Consider the following 16,532-nt stretch of genomic DNA (forward strand, 5'->3'; position numbering starts at 1 on the left):
TTAAAAACCGTCAAAATTATTCTTCGCCCTCTGCCTCTTTTTTAGCGTCAAAGCAAATATCTTCAGCTTCTTCTTTCATATTCTGCAAAGTAACCTGTGCATCTTTTTGAAGTTTCATACATTTTGCAATGCCTTTTACGCACGCATTTCGTGTCTTGTCGCTTTTAAGCGCTTTAACGCCGTAGGTAGCTGTTAAAATTCCTCCGACAAAGCACAAAAGCTTTTCATTTTTGAGATAATCCAAAACTTTCATTTTAACTTCTTCCCTTCGTTAATTTATAGAATTTTCATTCTTGCGGATAGTTTATCACAACTAACTCGAAATGTCAATATTTTTCGGGCAAATTTCGACGTGTTTTCACATTTTTTGCACAAAAATAACGGCGGAGGTTTAACTCCGCCGTGCAGAACTCATTATGTCTGAATTTAATATAAGAACAAGCTTCTCTCTTCGCTTGTGCCGTTGTAAAACTCTGTCGAAATGGGTTTCGGAATTTCAAAATCCGTTGTAAGATGCTTTGTCGTACCGTCTTTGGATGAGTCGCAAACCGCTTTTAAAACCTCAAGCGCGTGATAGCTCATCTCAAACGAAAGACGCGGTTTTCTGCCCGTGCGCAATGCCCACGCCATATCCGCGGCGCCTATGCCCCGGCTGTTTTCTCTGAACGGGTGGCAAAGCGGAAATTCCATTTTTTCGCCGTTTCCTTTCTGCAAATAAATCGGGTCGCCGAAATTATTTGTATCGGGAACGTGTAAAATTCCCTCTGTGCCCATAATCATAAGCATACTGCCCGAAACATTAAACTCGGACGAAATTGTGAACGACAAAAGCGGACCGCTTTTAAATTTCATACTTGCGCACATTGTGTTTTCGGTGTTTACGAAAAAGTTTTCGTTAAACTTTTCGTGGCGCGGATTAAGATACGGTCTGTTTGCGTTTCTCGTTTCCGCAAAACCGCAGACGCTCTCGATAGGTCCGAAAATGTTAAACAGCGTGTGCAAATCGTAACCGCCCATATCGTACGGAATACCGCCTCCCTCGTGCATTACCGAGAATTTGCGGTAGTTGTCGTCCTCGGTTGTTTTTATAAGATGATACCCTCTCGGACGGTTTGAAATAATCTGGACAACGTCGCCGATAAGTCCGCGTTCCACTATAAGACGGGCTGTCTGCTCCGACGCGCCGAGAAATGTATCGGGCGCAACGGCAAACATCACGTTTTTCTCTTTGCGGATTTTGTCAAGTTCTTTCGCCTCGTCAAGCGTTAGGCACATAAGTTTTTCGCTGTAGCAGTGCTTGCCTGCCGAAAGAATTGCCTTGCTCACCTCAAAATGCGACGTCGGATATGTAAGGTTAAGCACAAGCTCAATTTCGGGGTCGTTTAAAATTTCCTCGTTGGTCATCTGCTTAACGCCGTATTTTTCAGCCTGTTTTTTCGACTTTTCGCTTACAATGTCACTGCATCCGACAAAGTCGATTATGCTGAATTTTTCTTTTAAATTCTGCATATAAATGTCGCTTATCATTCCGCAGCCGATTACCGCGGTTTTAACGCTTTTATACTGCATCAGTCGTCAACTCCCATCTTTTTGAGGTAGTCAAAGCTTGATTTTACGCAGTCAAACTCATCTCTGCCGTAACAGCAGTCCTGTTCGATTGCATAACTTTTAACGCCTTTGTTTTTGCAGAATTCGATAATGGGTTTCCAGTCGAGGTTGCCCTCGCCGACAGGTGCAAACTCAATGGGACGAGCCTCCCAGGTAGCGCCCTGCGGTCCGATACCGAAATCTTTTGTGTGAACGTAATCGAAACGGTCTGCATATTTTGTGAAAAACTCAACAACATTTTTTCCGCCCGACTGTATCCAGTGCGTATCCGGAATAATCTGAACGCCCTCGGGGTCAGTTTCTTTAAGAAGAATGTCTATGCCCGTATCCTCGCCGAAACGTTTGAATTCAAACGCGTGAAAATGGTAAACAAGCTTAATTCCGTGTTTTTTAAGTTCTGTGCAAAGCTCGTTGAGATAGTGAGCGTAGCATTTGTATCCGTCCGCAAAATTTGTAAGACCTTTGGGAATAGAGTCAACTCTCACATATTTTGTGTTGAAAAGTTCACATTCTTCAATGACGCTTTTCATTTTTTCGCCGACTTTAAGCGACTGGCAATATACCGAATCGTTAACCATTCCGTACTCATCAAAAAGTTTTTTAACCTCTTTTGCGTCGAAATTTTCGGGAATTGAATACTGAAGCATTTCAAATCCTATGTCCGAAAGACGTTTGAACGTTTTTTTCAAATCCTCAAAAGTTTTTGTATGTTCTCTGACCGTATACATCTGCAATGAAATTTTACTCATTTTTTATCGTTCCTTTCAAATTTTGTTCGATACCACAATTATATAAAATTTTCACAATAAAACAATGTATATTTCAAAAATATTGTTGTATTTTTCGACCAAATGTGATATGTTATATTAAAGGGGTGAAAACATTGAATTTTACCGATATGAAAAAAGGAATTTTTTGCGCGGACAAAATTGTCTGTATGTCGCAGATATGGAAAAACCACTCATCTTGGAGCTATTTAAAGCAAAAACGGCCCGACCACGGCATTTATTATCTTGCCGGCGGCGACTGCGAATATGTTATGCCCGGCGGTGAAAAGAAGAGTTTTAAACAAGGCGATATTATGTATATTCCGAAAGGTATAAACTACGAGGTATATTTTAACAATATAAATGAAAACGACGATAAAATTTTAAAGAGTGCGTATCTTATAAATTTCAACCTCACCGACACAAAAGGAAACGAAACTGCGTTTTCGGACGGTATCGAGCATATTTATTCCGACACGGACGGAACGCTTGAGGAAATGTTTGAAAATATTGTTTCACTCTATTTTAAAAACAGAGTTTTGAGTACAAAAAGCGAGTTTTATGCCATTCTTTCGCAGATTGCGGAAAAGCGCACCGAGGAAAACGGCAGTGCGGTTTGGGAGGGAATTAAGTATATCGAGGACAATTTCAACCAGCCGATAACCGTCGGCGAGCTTGCGAAAATGTGCGCGGTAAGCGAAACGTCATTCCGCAGAATATTTAAAGAAACGACCGGCGAAAGCCCCGTAAGATACATCAACCGTTTAAAAATAGCAAAAGCGAAAGAGCTTTTGAAAAGCAGTGAAATCACGGTTGACGAAATCGCGTATTTTTTGGGTTTTTACGATAAATCATACTTTTGCAAAACCTTTAAAAGCATAACAAATCTCACGCCTGCACAATACAGAAAACACCGCCTGCGCCGATAATTATTATTTTGCTTGACTTTAATATGCTGTAGTGATATAATCTTTGTCGGATTGGTAATAACTGATAATATAATACAGATATTTAGTTTGATTATTTAAGGAGAAAAAAATGAATATTATCGTATTGGGCTGCGGCAAGGCAGGACAGAAAATTGCCGAGCTCTTGAACGAGGAAAACGGTCACAATATTACGCTTATCGACCGTCGGTATGACGTTGTGAACGATATTATAAACCATTTTGACATTATGGGCGTTGTAGGCGACGGCGCGGACGTTGACGTGCTCAAAGAGGCAGGCATTGAAACCGCCGACCTGCTTATTGCGGTTACGGGTTCGGACGAACTCAACCTCTTGGCAAGCCTTATGGCGAAAAAGCTCGGCAACTGCCGAAGCATTGCGCGCGTAAGACGTCCCGAATATCACAAGGTTGTAAACCTTATGAAAGACGATTTGGGTCTTGCTATGGCAATAAATCCCGAACGCGCGGCGGCAAGCGAAATTGCAAGAATACTGCGTTTTCCCACCGCTATCCAGATTGACACCTTTGCAAAAGGCAGAGTTGAAATTTTGAAATTCAAAGTGCCCGAACAGTCACCTCTCGACGGTATGAAGGTTATGGACATTGTGGCAAAGCTAAACTGCGACGTTCTTGTATGCGGTGTTGAAAGAGCGTCCGAAGTGTTCATTCCCGGCGGTAATTTTGAACTTAAAAGCGGTGACCTTATAAGCATTGTTTCGTCAATTCAGGAAGGAACGCAGTTTTTCAAAAAAATCGGCATAAAAACCAACCGCGTGAAAGACACGCTTATTATAGGCGGCGGCGGCACGGCGTATTACCTTGCGTATCTTCTCATAGAAACGGGAATTAACGTAAAAATAGTGGAGCAAAATCCAAACAGGTGCGACGAGCTTTTAAAGCTTCTTCCCAAAGCTACAGTAATCTGCGGTGACGGCACCGACAACAGACTTCTCATTGAGGAGGGCTTGGAAAGTGCTGAATCGGTTGTTTCACTCACAAACATCGACGAGGAAAACGTTCTTTTGTCGCTTTATGCAAAAACCAAAACCAACGGCAAGGTTGTAACGAAAATCAACCGCATTGCGTATGATAGGGTTATCAACTCGCTCGACCTCGGAACGACAATTTATCCGAAAAACATCACGGCGGAATACATCGTCCGCTTTGTGCGCGCAAAGAAAAATTCGCTCGGCAGTCAGATTGAAACGATGCATTTTATTCTCGACAACAAAGCCGAGGCACTGGAATTCCGCATAAAAGACGGTTCGCCCATTTCGGGAATTTCGATAGATTCGTTAAAGCTTAAAGACAATCTTCTTATCGCGTGCATAAACCGCGGTGGAAAAATCATCATTCCGCGCGGTAAAGACGTTATTATGCCGGGCGATACGGTAATTGTGGTAACGCTTAAGTCGGGCTTTAAAGACGTAAGCGACATTTTGAAATAGAGGAATTATCATATGAATTACAAAATTATCGGCTACACATTAGGCTGGGTTTTAAAAATAGAGGCGCTGTGTATGCTTCTTCCGCTCATCTGCGCGGTGTGCTATGACGAAGAACAGTGCTTTTATGTGATCCTCACCTGCATAGGAATTGCATTTGCCGTCGGCGCGCTTTTATCGTATAAGGCACCAAAAAACAAGGCAATGTATGCAAAAGAGGGATTTGTAACGGTGGCGTTAAGCTGGATTGTTATGAGTATTTTCGGCGCGTTTCCGTTTGTGTTTTCGGGATATATAAAAGATTTTGCGGACGCGGTTTTTGAAACGGTTTCGGGATTTACCACCACCGGCGCGTCCATTTTGACCGACGTTGAGGCATTGCCGAAATCGCTTATTTTCTGGCGCAGTTTCACGCACTGGATAGGAGGTATGGGCGTACTCGTGTTTTTGATGGCTATTGTGCAGTTATCGGGCAGCGACAACATATTTTTGATGAAAGCGGAAAGCCCCGGTCCGAACGTCAGCAAGCTTGCACCGAAGGTAAAATCCACCGCAAAAATATTGTATCTTATATATATCTTTTTCACGGTTTCGGAGATTGTTTTTCTCCTCGCCGGAAAAATGGATTTGTTCTCTGCCCTCACCCTCTCGTTCGGCACGGCAGGAACGGGCGGATTTGCAATTCTTAATTCGGGACTTGCAAATTACACGTCGTATCAGCAGATTGTAATAACGGTATTTATGATAATTTTCGGCGTCGATTTTTCGTTTTACTACCTTATTATGATGCGAAAATTCAAAGACGCGTTCAAACTGGAAGAACCGAGGGCGTATCTCGCAATTATTATCGTTTCGGTAACGCTTATCACGGTTAACGTTGCACCGATGTTCCAATCGTTCGGCGAAGCGATAAAACACAGTGCGTTTCAGGTCGGCTCAATCATCACGACAACGGGATACTCCACCGTCGATTTTGACAAATGGCCCGCATTTTCAAAAACGCTCATTGTGATTTTGATGCTTTGCGGTGCGTGCGCAGGAAGCACGGGCGGAGGTATGAAAGTATCGCGCATTATGCTTTTGCTCAAGAGCATTGTTAAAGAAATAAAAATTGCGGCGCATCCGAGAAGTGCAGTAAAAGTTAAAATGAACGGACGCTTTGTCGAACACGAAACAATGCGCGCGGTGAATGTTTATTTCGCGTCGTATATGGTTATCGCGTTTTTGTCGGTTTTGATAATCAGCATTGACAATTTTGATTTTACAACCAACTTCACGGCAGTTGTTTCGGCAATCAGCAACATAGGTCCGGGACTTGCAAAGGTCGGTCCCGCGTGCAATTTTTCGATATACTCGCCCCTTTCAACCACGGTTTTAATATTTGATATGCTTATCGGCAGACTTGAAATATTCCCGATTTTGGTACTGTTTTCGACAAGCACCTGGAAAAAATAATAAACAACCGCCCGAAAATGCGCTTTATAAAAAACCAAGCGAAGGGCGGTGTTTTTTGTGCAAAAAATCGGCAAAAATATGTAACAATTTTACAATAATTCTTTATATTACCGATATTTTATTGACAATTCAATAAATATGTATTATCATAGTAACGTTGTGAATTAGAAAAATAGGAAAGGTATTTGAAAAATGGAGAAAAAACTAACGAAAAAATACGGGCTTTTGACGGCTATTGCTATGGTTGTCGGCATTGTTGTCGGAAGCGGTGTTTTCTTTAAAGCACAGAACATTTTAAACGCCACCGACGGCGATATGCCTCTCGGTATTCTCGCCTGGCTTATCGGCGGTGCAGTTATGATTGTGTGCGCCTACTGTTTTGCAACAATGGCTACAAAATACGAGAAAGTTAACGGTCTTGTAGACTATGCCGAGGCGGCGTGCGGTAAAAAATACGCATATATGACCGGCTGGTTTATGACAATGATTTATTATCCGTGTATAACTTCGGTGCTTGCGTGGCTTTCGGCAAGATACACTCTTGAGGTTTTCGGAATGATGGAACCGACATCGGGAACCTGCCTTGCGCTTGCGGGACTTTATCTTTGCGCAATTTACGCAATGAACGCACTCTCGCCTATTATCGCAGGAAAATTCCAGGTTTCGGCAACGGTAATCAAGCTTATTCCGCTCACTCTTATGGCGGTTGCCGGCACAATTTACGGACTTACCGTAAAGCCCGACGGCGCATCGCAGGCGCTTTTGATACAGAATTTTGCCACTGCAAAAGGCGGCAACACCGACATACTTTTCGGTTCGGTGGTTGCGACGGCATTTGCATATGAAGGCTGGATTGTTGCAACGGCAATAAACGCTGAACTTAAGGACGCGAAGAAAAATCTTCCGCGCGCACTGACACTCGGAACCGCTATTGTAATGTGCGTTTACATTGCTTATTATATCGGCGTTGCCGGCGGTGCAACGGTTGAAACGCTCCGAAACGACGGCGCAACAACAGCGTTTACAAACATTTTCGGTTCGGTATTGGGCACGATTTTAAAAGTGTTTATCGCAATTTCGTGTCTTGGCACGCTTAACGGTCTTATGCTCGGCTGCACAAGAGGAATTTACTCTCTTGCGGCAAGAAACGAAGGTCCGAAACCGAAAGTTTTCTCGGAACTTGACCCGACAACAAATATGCCCACAAACTCGGCAATCGTCGGACTTTTGCTTTGCGCGGCGTGGCTTTTCTACTTCTTTGCGGCAAATCTTGCGTCGCTCTTTGTTGCAAATTACGACGCGTCATCTGCAAACGGATTTATAAAACTTATCGGCACGCTTAACGCTGAAACAAACACAATTTCGGTAAACTGGTTCGGTTTCGACTCATCCGAAATTCCGATTGTTACACTTTATGCAATGTATATTCCGATTTTCTTCAAGATGATGAAATTCAAGGAATTTTCACCGTTCAAGCGCATTGTTATGCCGATTTTCGCAATTATCGGCTCGATATTTATGGTGTTTGCGGCAGTTTATGCTCATAAATGGGGCGTTGCGTTCTACCTTATCGTGTTCGCGGTTATAATGCTCTGGGGCAAAGCGGTAATGAACCCGAAAGAAAACTAAAAAACCAAAAAATTTACGCACCCGAAATTATAAGTTTTCGGGTGCGTTTTTTTGTGATTTAAAAACAGTTTTATCTCTTTGACAAAACGTCCTTTTCGTATTTTTTAATTTCCGAAAGGTAATCGGAATTAACATTTTCGTCGGCAAGATATTTTTCCCAAACATCGCCGAACGGAAGTGTTTTAAGCTCCTCGTTTTTAACCATAAGCGCGGTCAAATCTCCGCTGTCCTGAAGTTCTTTAAGCATTTTGTGAGGTGTCAAAAGTGCATACAAAAGTGCTTTCTGAACATTTCTCATTCCTGTTACCCAAGCAGAAATTCGATTGATTGACGCGTCGAAATAGTCGGTTGCGATAAATACCTTATCGAGCGCGTCTGCGGCAACAATCTCTTTTGCGATTTCTTTCGTTTCGTCGTCAAACAAAACAACGTGGTCACTGTCCCAGCGCACACCGCGCGTGATGTGGAGCGCGATTTTTTCGTTGAACAAAAGCATAGCCGAAATCTTGTCCGACACAACCTCTGTGGGGTGATAGTGACCGTTGTCCATAAGCGGTGTAATGCCGTTTTTGTTGACGTAATTTAAGCAAAATTCCGCCGAACCCACGGTGTACGACTCCATTCCTATGCCGAAAACCTTTGACTCGAGCGTGATATAAACTTTTGTTTTGTCATACGGCACCGACAAAATTTCGTCAAGCGACGCTTTGAAACGTGCACGGGGCGAAAAACGGTCTGCCGGAATGTCTTTGTATCCGTCGGGAATCCAGATGTTCATAACGCACGGAACGCCTGTTTCTTCAGCGAAATACTGCGAAATTTCAACGCATCTTTTGCCGTGCTCAACCCAGAATTTGCGCACATTTTCGTCGGGCGACGAAAGCGTGAGGTTATCTTTTACCATAGCGTGCGAGAAAAACGTGGGGTTAAAATCAATACCCATATTTCTTTCTTTCGCAAACTTCACCCATTTTTCAAAATGTTTGGGTTTAAGTTCATTTCTGTCGGCAAATTCGCCGTCCTCAAAAACCGCATAGCAAGCGTGAAGATTAAGCTTCTTTTTGCCCGGAATAAGGCTCATCGCCTTGTCAATATCCGCCGTAAGCTCGTCAAAAGTGCGCGCTTTGCCCGGATAGTTTCCCGTTGTCTGAATACCGCCCGAAAGGCTTTCCTTTGTGTCAAAACCCACAACATCGTCGCCCTGCCAGCAGTGCATAGACACGGTTACGTTTTTAAGCGTGTCTATCGCCTTTTGCGCGTCAATGCCGTAATTTTTGTAAATTTCAGCCGCGGTGTCAAATCTATTCATTTTCGTGTCCTCCTTAAAAATACAAATTTACACTATAATAATATCATTTGCGCGCAAAAAAATAAAGGACGCTTTTTGTGTTAAAAAGTGTCCTTATTTGCACAAAAATATTTTACTTTCTTCCGCCGTGGATTTCGCGGTATTTTTTCGGAGAAACGTTAAAATTCCGATTGAAAATTCTGTGAAAATAGCTGATGTTGCTGTAACCTACGCGGTTTGAAATATCCGAAACGTTAAGGTCGGTTGTTTCCAAAAGAAAGCACGCCTGCGAGAGTCTTTTTTGCTGAAGAATTTCAGTGTACGTCTTGCCTGTGCGCGATTTTATCTCTTTTGAAAGCCAGTAAAAATCGTAGTGCAAATTCTCGGCAAGCTCAGCAAGAGAGCCGTTTTGATAGTTTTCTTCAACATACGCAAGCACCTTTATAATATCCCCGTCGCTGTGTCCGTGTTCAATGAGCCTGTCTGTGTGATTTAAAAGGTGCAGAAACAAAAGTCCCATTGTCCGGCGGTTGATTTTCCTGACGTTCGGCGTTTTGTTTATCAGCGTCCAGATAAGATTTTCAACAAGATTTTGCACGGGCAGAACGTCCGACACTTCAAAATGCAGAAAGCTTGATTTTTCGCCGTTGCTTTTTAAATGTTCGATTATAAATTGACGCAGAGGAGTGTCCTCATTTCCCAAAATTGCAAGCGGAAGATCGAAAAAATCGGGCAGAATTATGAAATTCACCGCAATATCGTCCTCGGACGCAGGTAAAATCTCCTGACTCGCGTTTTGTCCCAAAAACAACAGTTCGCCCTCGCGCAGTACGATTTTTTTGCCGTTGACAATGTGCGTCGTTTCGCCCTTGCACATATAAATTACCTCAATAAAATCGTGCGAATGTTTCGGGAAATGCACAAAACGCGTGTGCGGACGCACCGTTATAAGCTTGCCCTCCTCCATAAGCTTTTTACTGCTTATAACGCTCGCATTGCCGTTCATATAAAGGTTTTTATCAATTTTTTCACCGTTTAAAATTGCCCGTTCCTCGCCGGTTATCGGAATCAGACGTTTTAAGATTTTTTCGTTTATCATAATTTTCACCAAAATTATAATATCACATTTTTTTAAAAATGTAAAATAAAATCAAAAAAATGTTGAAGATTTTAACAATTTGGTATATAATATATGGAAAGAAAATTTTTAAAGGGGTGTGAAAATGTTTTTTTATACGCTGGAAAAATATTTTTTATGGTTCATTCTGTACGCCGTTGTCGGCTGGGTTTACGAAAGTATTCTCTGCTCGGTTACAAGCAGAAAATTTGTAAACCGCGGATTTTTAAACGGGCCGTACTGCCCTATTTACGGCGCCGGCGCGATTTTGGATATGCTTATTCTGGGAAAGATAACAAATCCGTTTATCCTGTTTTTTGCGAGCGCGCTTCTCACCTGCTCGCTTGAATATGTCACATCATATGCGATGGAGGAAATTTTCCACGCGCGCTGGTGGGATTATTCAAGCTCGAAATTTAACATAAAAGGCAGAGTGTGTCTGCTCGGCGCGCTGGTTTTCGGCTTTTTGTCGGTAATGCTGATTTTGTTTATCCACCCCTTTGTTTTAAGGCATACAAACAATGCACCGCGCCTGATTTTAGGCATAGCGTCAGGTGTGCTTTTTGCAATTTTCACAACCGACTGCATTGTTACCGTTTCCGGCTTTACGAGCTTTAACGCACGTCTTAAAGAATTTTCGGAATATCTCGGCAAGAAGAAAGAAGATGCCGCGGCGGAGTTTGAAAAATTCCGTGCCGAGCATACGTCGCTCAAGCTCAACAGCGCATACGAAATGTTTCTTCTGCGCCTTAACGGTCAGCACAGACGTATGATAAAAGGCTTCCCCAAACTTAAATCCATAAGATATGAGGACGCATTAAACCGTCTGCATACAGACATTCAGACATTTAAAAAACGCAGACTTATAAACAGAGATGTAAAAAGATAAGTATTGTTTTCATTCCTTTTTATCGGTATATTTTTTTGGCGACACGCCGACGGCTTTTTTAAACGTACGCATAAAATTAGCGTAATCGTTAAAACCGCAATCCGCCGCGGTGTCCGATATGCTTTTGCCCGATTTCAAAAGCTTTTTCGCCTCGGAAATTCTTTTCGACGTGATATATTTTATAATTGTCGTTCCGAAAGTTTTTTTGAAAAGCGTGCAGAGATAACTTACCGAAACAAAGGAATATCCGGCAATATCGGCAAGTGTGATTTCTTCGGCATAGTGCTTGTTTATGTATTTCACGGTGTTTATTATAATTTTATTTGTTTGATTTGTCACAATCTCGGTGTCTTTCGCACCGGGATTTTTTTGTGCGAATTTTTCGTTTAAAAATATCAGAAATTCGTTTATTATCCCGTTTTTGATTATCTCGCCGCCGAAATTATGCTTGCATTTTAGCCGTTCTATAAGGCTTTTCACATACAAAAGCCCGTTTTCGTCAAGCGAAATGCGGTTGCCCGATACGGAGTCGCGCGTGTAAAAACAAGCGGACAAATCAGTTAAATCGGTGGAATTGTTATAAATATAATGCGGATGGATTTGAAAAACATAGCGCTCAAAATGCGTCTTGTCGGTAAACGTGATTTTGTGCGGTTCAAACTGGTTTATTATGAAAATATCGCCGTCGTTGACCTCGTAAACGCGATTGTCTATAAGAAAACAACCTCCTCCGCCGAGGCACAAAAGCACCTCACAACACTCGTGGATATGTATTGTGCTTTCCTCAACGCCGACCGTGGAATAAAAAATTCCGTACCCGTTTGTTTCAAGCGAATATTTTATCGCCTCACTGCATTTGTTAAAAATTATATTCATACTTATCACCTGCCGTTTATTTTATCACAATACAAAAAGATTTGCAATAAAAAGAATAAAATTTACAAAGAAATTGCAAAAAATAAGTGATAAAATATAATTGAAAATGAAAAAACGGAGGTGTTTATCATTATTGAGCTTAAAATTATAAATAAGTCGGGCGAAGTTAAATTCAGCGAAAAAGGCGAAAAAATCGACGCGGAATTTAACAGTGCATACCATGAGGGCGACAAAATCGTTATACATCTTAAAGACTGCGAATATCTGGCGGTTAAGCTTGACAAAACACTTTGTGAAAGCATTGTTTTTGTACCGAACAAGATTATGGAATTTACCGTTCCGTACGGACGTTTAAAGGTCGGCTACGACAAGAACGCTTTTTCCGGCGAAACTCACAAAATATCAGTCCGCGAGCCGTCGGAGGACGAAATTTATGCAGAACGCAATATCGCGCTCAACTCCCACGATTTAAGCGGTATGAAAGGTGTATATCCGCACGCGCACGCAAATCTGGTAACACGCAATGAGCCGTGTTTTTTCGAGCGCAACGCAATCGACGGCGTGTGCGAAAACGAAAGCCATGGCAATTTTCCGTATCATTCCTGGGCGGCAGGCGCAAGGGAGGATTTGGAATTTTATCTCGATTTCGGCACAGATGCTGAAATTGAAAAAATTGTGTTTTTCCTCCGCGCGGACTTTCCGCACGACACATACTGGAAAAGCATTGACGTAAAGCTTGACGGCGGTGAAACGTTTACGGCGGAATTTTGCGAAACCGCCGAAGGTCAGGAGCTTGTTTTTGACGAAAGAAAAAAGACAAAATCAATACACCTTACAAACTTCAAACAGGCGGTGTATCCGTTCTCGTGGGCGGCGCTGTCGCAGATTGAGGTGTACGGAAAATATATTAAGGAGGATTTATCTAAAATGGAAATCAGATGCGCGTCAAACCCCAAAGACGTAAAACACTACACAACCGACAGATTGAGAGAGGAATTTCACATTTCGAAACTTTTCACAAAGGATAACATCAGAATGGTTTACAGCCATATCGACAGAATTATCACCGCGGGACTTATGCCTATTTACCACGAATTAAGGCTTGAGGGCGGAAAAGAACTTGCAAGCGACTATTTCCTTGAAAGGCGCGAAATGGGCTGTATAAACATCGGCGGAAAAGGCATTATCGTTGTTGACGGCACGGAGTACGAAATGAATCCGCGTGACGGAATTTACATCGGCAAGGGCAACAAAGAGATTGTTTTCAAATGTGTTGAACCCGAAAATCCGCCGAAATTCTACGTTTCGTCCTGCCCTGCTCACAAAGAATATCCCACAGTTAAAATTGACATAACAAAAGCGAAAAAAGTGCCGTGCGGTTCGGCGGCGGACTGCAACAAGAGAGTTATAAACCAGTACATACACCCCGAAGTTATGCAGTCGTGCCAGCTTGCTATGGGACTTACACAGCTTGAGGAGGGTTCAAACTGGAACACTATGCCGTCGCACACCCACGACAGACGTATGGAGGTTTATCTCTATCTCGATATGGGCGAAAACGACGCAGTATTCCATATGATGGGCGAACCTAACGAAACGCGCCACATCATTATGCACAACGAAGAAGCGGTTATTTCGCCGAGCTGGTCAATTCATTCGGGCGTCGGCACAAGAAATTACTCGTTCATTTGGGCGATGTGCGGTGAAAATCAGGAATTTACCGATATGGACGGCATTGAAACAAGAGATTTGAGATAAAATTTTAAAGGAGAGAAAAAGTATATGTTCAGACTGGACGGAAAAGTTGCGTTCATCACGGGCGCAAGCTACGGGATAGGCTACGCAATCGCAAAAGGTATGGCAGGCGCCGGCGCAAAAATCGTGTTCAACGACATAAACGCCGAGCTTGTGGAAAAAGGTCTTGCGTCGTATAAAGCGGACGGAATTGACGCAAAAGGCTATGTTTGCGATGTTACCGACGAGGACGCGGTTAACAAAACTGTTGCGCAGATTGAAAAGGAAGTCGGCGTTATTGACATTCTTGTGAACAACGCAGGAATTATAAAAAGAATTCCTATGTGCGAAATGAGCGCCGAGGATTTCAGAAAGGTCATCGACGTCGACCTCAACGCGCCGTTTATCGTATCGAAAGCGGTAATCCCGTCGATGATTAAAAAAGGACACGGAAAAATTATAAATATCTGCTCTATGATGTCGGAGCTCGGACGCGAAACCGTTTCGGCATATGCCGCGGCAAAGGGCGGACTTAAAATGCTCACACGAAACATTTGCTCAGAATACGGCGAATACAACATTCAGTGCAACGGCATAGGCCCGGGATACATTGCAACACCGCAAACCGCGCCGCTCCGGGAAAAACAGCCCGACGGTTCGCGCCACCCGTTCGACACGTTTATCTGCTCGAAAACGCCTGCCGGAAGATGGCTTGAAGCGGACGAACTTGCAGGTCCCGCAGTATTTCTGGCGTCGGACGCGTCAAATGCCGTAAACGGTCACATTCTCTATGTTGACGGCGGTATTCTCGCGTATATCGGCAAACAGCCCAAATAATTATCCCCTATTTTTTAAAAGAGCGCCGAAAAATGTGTTTTTGAGGCAATTATGTCTTATCAAGGAACTGTTTTTCGGCGCTTTTTGCATTTTTTTGTCAAAATATGTTGACACAGTAAAAAAAGTATGTTATCATATGGTGGTTAAATTTGATATGACCCGCAGATGTTTCAGGGATGACCGGGAACGTAGGGAACTTCGGAGAAGCTCATTTGATTGAGTGCCGAAGGGGCAAGGCATATATTTGAACGTATGCCGAAACTCTCAGGCAAAAGGACGAAGATACAATGTGTATTTTTATATACCTTTCTTTGAAGTTGCCGTTTGGGTCGGCAGCTTTTTTTATTTTATAAGGAGGTCTGTAAATGGACGCATTAAATGATTTTTTGAGCGCAGTAGACGGATACGTCTGGGGTATTCCGCTTATCGTGCTTATTATGGCGGTCGGTATTATTCTCACTGTCAGAACAGGTCTTGTGCAGGTTTTTCACCTTCCCAGGGCGCTTAAGTATATGTTTAAAAACGAAGATGACGGCAAAGGCGACGTTTCAAGTTTCGGCGCGCTCTGCACCGCACTTTCCGCAACAATCGGAACGGGTAACATCGTAGGTGTTGCAACCGCTATCGCAGGCGGCGGCCCCGGTGCTCTTTTCTGGATGGAATTTATGGCACTTTTGGGTATGGCTACGAAATATGCCGAGGGACTTCTCGCCGTTAAATACCGCGAAATCGACTCGGATGGCAAAGTGCTCGGCGGACCTTTCTATTACATAGAAAAAGGTATGGGCGCGAACTGGAAATGGCTTGCAAAACTCTTTGCAATATTCGGTATGCTGGTTGGTATTCTCGGCATAGGAACTATGACGCAGATTAACGGTATTGCTACCGCGGTGCAGAATTTCTTTGACCCCAACCGTGCAATGGTTGCGTTCACACTCGGCAAAGATGCTTATGCTTGGCCCACGGTTATCGCAGGTGTGCTTGTAACACTCTTTGCGGCGCTTGTTATAATCGGCGGTATCAAGAGAATTTCAAACGTTTCGCAGGTTATCGTTCCGTTTATGGCGGTTATATACTTTGTATGCGGTATTTTGCTTATTGTTTTCAACATCACAAAAATTCCCGCAGCGGTTGTACTTATCGTTAAAAGCGCTTTCTGCCCCAAAGCGGTATTCGGCGCGGCGGCCGGCATCACAATTAAAAGCGCTATGCAAAGCGGTATTGCACGCGGTATCTTCTCGAACGAATCGGGTATCGGTTCCGCTCCTATCGCGGCAGCCGCGGCAAAAACAAAAGAACCCGTACGTCAGGGTCTTGTTTGTATGACAGGTACTTTCTTCGATACAATCATCATCTGCACAATAACAGGTCTTGCAATCGTGCTTACAGGCGCATATCAGCCTGCTATGGACGGAACACTGAAGGGTGTCGAGGTCACAACAATGGCATTCAGCGAAGGACTTCCGTTCAACTCAACAGCAAGCGCATTTTTGCTTATGATAAGCTTGGTGTTCTTCGCGTTTACAACAATTCTCGGCTGGGATTATTATTCCGAAAAATGCTTGCAGTATCTTGTGGGCAACAAAAAAGGAATTATATTGTTTTACAGAATTTTGTATATATTGGCAGTGTTTGTAGGTCCCTACCTCAAAGTTGATTTTGTTTGGACGCTTGCTGACATTGTTAACGGACTTATGGCGTTCCCGAACCTTGTGGCACTGTTCGCATTGAACGGCGTTGTTGCCGCGGAAACAAAATCGTATATTGCAAGAATTAACAGCGGAAGTATAAAAGAATAAATCTAAACATCTCCAAACAAAAAAGTCTTGGTTTCAGCCAAGGCTTTTTTTTGTTATTACTGCGCCTGATATTTTGAATATGCAAATGCAGTTTTTGTAATCAAATTTTAACGTATCTATATGTTAAAATTTTCTTGAC

The 16,532-nt window shown here is 43.0% G+C and carries 14 protein-coding genes and 1 riboswitch; of the genes, 8 read left to right on the plus strand and 6 right to left on the minus strand.

All coding sequences use genetic code 11. The features are described 5' to 3' along the window. Window positions 1-16 precede the first annotated feature (16 nt). From H8706_RS07000 to H8706_RS07010, 3 genes are all read right to left on the minus strand, one after another. The gene (locus H8706_RS07000; RefSeq protein WP_178347079.1) at window positions 17-253 is read right to left on the minus strand and encodes a DUF1490 domain-containing protein; all 237 of its coding nucleotides are present in this window, start codon (window positions 251-253) and stop codon (window positions 17-19) included. Window positions 254-426: 173 nt separating this feature from the next. Further along, window positions 427-1,569: a Gfo/Idh/MocA family protein gene (locus H8706_RS07005; RefSeq protein WP_262432058.1), complete on the minus strand. Its 1,143-nt coding sequence runs from the start codon at window positions 1,567-1,569 to the stop codon at window positions 427-429. Further along, window positions 1,569-2,357 (minus strand): sugar phosphate isomerase/epimerase family protein, encoded by a 789-nt coding sequence (locus H8706_RS07010; RefSeq protein ID WP_178347077.1) that lies wholly within the window; start codon window positions 2,355-2,357, stop codon window positions 1,569-1,571. Before H8706_RS07010 ends, H8706_RS07005 begins: the two co-directional genes overlap by 1 nt. A gap of 134 nt (window positions 2,358-2,491) precedes the next feature. Here H8706_RS07010 and H8706_RS07015 point away from each other — a divergent pair, with 134 nt between their 5' ends. From H8706_RS07015 to H8706_RS07030, 4 genes are all read left to right on the plus strand, one after another. Beyond that, entirely contained in the window at window positions 2,492-3,304 is an 813-nt protein-coding gene (locus H8706_RS07015; RefSeq protein ID WP_178347076.1) for an AraC family transcriptional regulator, read from the plus strand. Window positions 3,305-3,413: 109 nt separating this feature from the next. After that, window positions 3,414-4,772: a Trk system potassium transporter TrkA gene (gene trkA, locus H8706_RS07020; RefSeq protein ID WP_262432059.1), complete on the plus strand. Its 1,359-nt coding sequence runs from the start codon at window positions 3,414-3,416 to the stop codon at window positions 4,770-4,772. Between the two features lie 12 nt (window positions 4,773-4,784). Further along, complete coding sequence (locus tag H8706_RS07025) at window positions 4,785-6,224, plus strand: TrkH family potassium uptake protein (protein ID WP_178347074.1); 1,440 nt, start codon at window positions 4,785-4,787, stop codon at window positions 6,222-6,224. A gap of 192 nt (window positions 6,225-6,416) precedes the next feature. Then, window positions 6,417-7,853, plus strand: coding sequence for an APC family permease (locus H8706_RS07030; protein WP_262432060.1), 1,437 nt, complete (start codon window positions 6,417-6,419; stop codon window positions 7,851-7,853). Window positions 7,854-7,923: 70 nt separating this feature from the next. Here the strand turns inward: H8706_RS07030 and H8706_RS07035 are convergent, their stop codons facing one another. Together H8706_RS07035 and H8706_RS07040 are read right to left on the minus strand one after the other, a co-directional pair. Then, a complete protein-coding gene (locus H8706_RS07035; RefSeq protein ID WP_178347072.1) occupies window positions 7,924-9,162 on the minus strand; it encodes an L-rhamnose isomerase in 1,239 nt (412 codons plus the stop codon). 112 nt (window positions 9,163-9,274) lie between these two features. Continuing rightward, window positions 9,275-10,240: an AraC family transcriptional regulator gene (locus H8706_RS07040; RefSeq protein ID WP_316636691.1), complete on the minus strand. Its 966-nt coding sequence runs from the start codon at window positions 10,238-10,240 to the stop codon at window positions 9,275-9,277. Between the two features lie 124 nt (window positions 10,241-10,364). Here H8706_RS07040 and H8706_RS07045 point away from each other — a divergent pair, with 124 nt between their 5' ends. Continuing rightward, window positions 10,365-11,147 carry a putative ABC transporter permease gene (locus H8706_RS07045; RefSeq protein ID WP_262432061.1) on the plus strand — a complete coding sequence of 261 codons (783 nt, stop codon included), beginning with the start codon at window positions 10,365-10,367 and terminating at the stop codon, window positions 11,145-11,147. Between the two features lie 9 nt (window positions 11,148-11,156). Here the strand turns inward: H8706_RS07045 and H8706_RS07050 are convergent, their stop codons facing one another. After that, the gene (locus tag H8706_RS07050; protein ID WP_262432062.1) at window positions 11,157-12,023 is read right to left on the minus strand and encodes a helix-turn-helix domain-containing protein; all 867 of its coding nucleotides are present in this window, start codon (window positions 12,021-12,023) and stop codon (window positions 11,157-11,159) included. A gap of 927 nt (window positions 12,024-12,950) precedes the next feature. On the opposite strand from H8706_RS07050, the gene kduI reads away from it, so the two are divergent. From kduI to H8706_RS07065, 3 genes are all read left to right on the plus strand, one after another. Next, entirely contained in the window at window positions 12,951-13,781 is an 831-nt protein-coding gene (gene kduI, locus H8706_RS07055; protein WP_178347089.1) for a 5-dehydro-4-deoxy-D-glucuronate isomerase, read from the plus strand. 24 nt (window positions 13,782-13,805) lie between these two features. Continuing rightward, window positions 13,806-14,594, plus strand: coding sequence for a gluconate 5-dehydrogenase (locus tag H8706_RS07060; protein WP_178347069.1), 789 nt, complete (start codon window positions 13,806-13,808; stop codon window positions 14,592-14,594). Between the two features lie 188 nt (window positions 14,595-14,782). Further along, window positions 14,783-14,884, plus strand: a riboswitch (glycine riboswitch). A 75-nt stretch (window positions 14,885-14,959) separates the two neighbouring features. Continuing rightward, complete coding sequence (locus tag H8706_RS07065) at window positions 14,960-16,393, plus strand: alanine/glycine:cation symporter family protein (RefSeq protein ID WP_262432063.1); 1,434 nt, start codon at window positions 14,960-14,962, stop codon at window positions 16,391-16,393. Window positions 16,394-16,532: the final 139 nt, after the last annotated feature.

It is taken from the genome of Qingrenia yutianensis (assembly GCF_014385105.1).
Classification (GTDB): Bacteria; Bacillota; Clostridia; order UMGS1810; family UMGS1810; genus Qingrenia; species Qingrenia yutianensis.

Excerpts from the sequence above, each read along its gene's own strand:
- H8706_RS07065 (WP_262432063.1), top strand. The coding sequence starts at position 14,960 with ATGGACGCATTAAATGATTTTTTGAGCGCAGTAGACGGATACGTCTGG.
- H8706_RS07000 (WP_178347079.1), bottom strand. The coding sequence starts at position 253 with ATGAAAGTTTTGGATTATCTCAAAAATGAAAAGCTTTTGTGCTTTGTC.
- H8706_RS07005 (WP_262432058.1), bottom strand. The coding sequence starts at position 1,569 with ATGCAGTATAAAAGCGTTAAAACCGCGGTAATCGGCTGCGGAATGATA.
- H8706_RS07040 (WP_316636691.1), bottom strand. The coding sequence starts at position 10,240 with ATGATAAACGAAAAAATCTTAAAACGTCTGATTCCGATAACCGGCGAG.
- H8706_RS07045 (WP_262432061.1), top strand. The coding sequence starts at position 10,365 with ATGTTTTTTTATACGCTGGAAAAATATTTTTTATGGTTCATTCTGTAC.
- H8706_RS07025 (WP_178347074.1), top strand. The coding sequence starts at position 4,785 with ATGAATTACAAAATTATCGGCTACACATTAGGCTGGGTTTTAAAAATA.
- H8706_RS07030 (WP_262432060.1), top strand. The coding sequence starts at position 6,417 with ATGGAGAAAAAACTAACGAAAAAATACGGGCTTTTGACGGCTATTGCT.
- trkA (WP_262432059.1), top strand. The coding sequence starts at position 3,414 with ATGAATATTATCGTATTGGGCTGCGGCAAGGCAGGACAGAAAATTGCC.
- H8706_RS07035 (WP_178347072.1), bottom strand. The coding sequence starts at position 9,162 with ATGAATAGATTTGACACCGCGGCTGAAATTTACAAAAATTACGGCATT.
- H8706_RS07060 (WP_178347069.1), top strand. The coding sequence starts at position 13,806 with ATGTTCAGACTGGACGGAAAAGTTGCGTTCATCACGGGCGCAAGCTAC.
- H8706_RS07050 (WP_262432062.1), bottom strand. The coding sequence starts at position 12,023 with ATGAATATAATTTTTAACAAATGCAGTGAGGCGATAAAATATTCGCTT.
- H8706_RS07010 (WP_178347077.1), bottom strand. The coding sequence starts at position 2,357 with ATGAGTAAAATTTCATTGCAGATGTATACGGTCAGAGAACATACAAAA.
- kduI (WP_178347089.1), top strand. The coding sequence starts at position 12,951 with ATGGAAATCAGATGCGCGTCAAACCCCAAAGACGTAAAACACTACACA.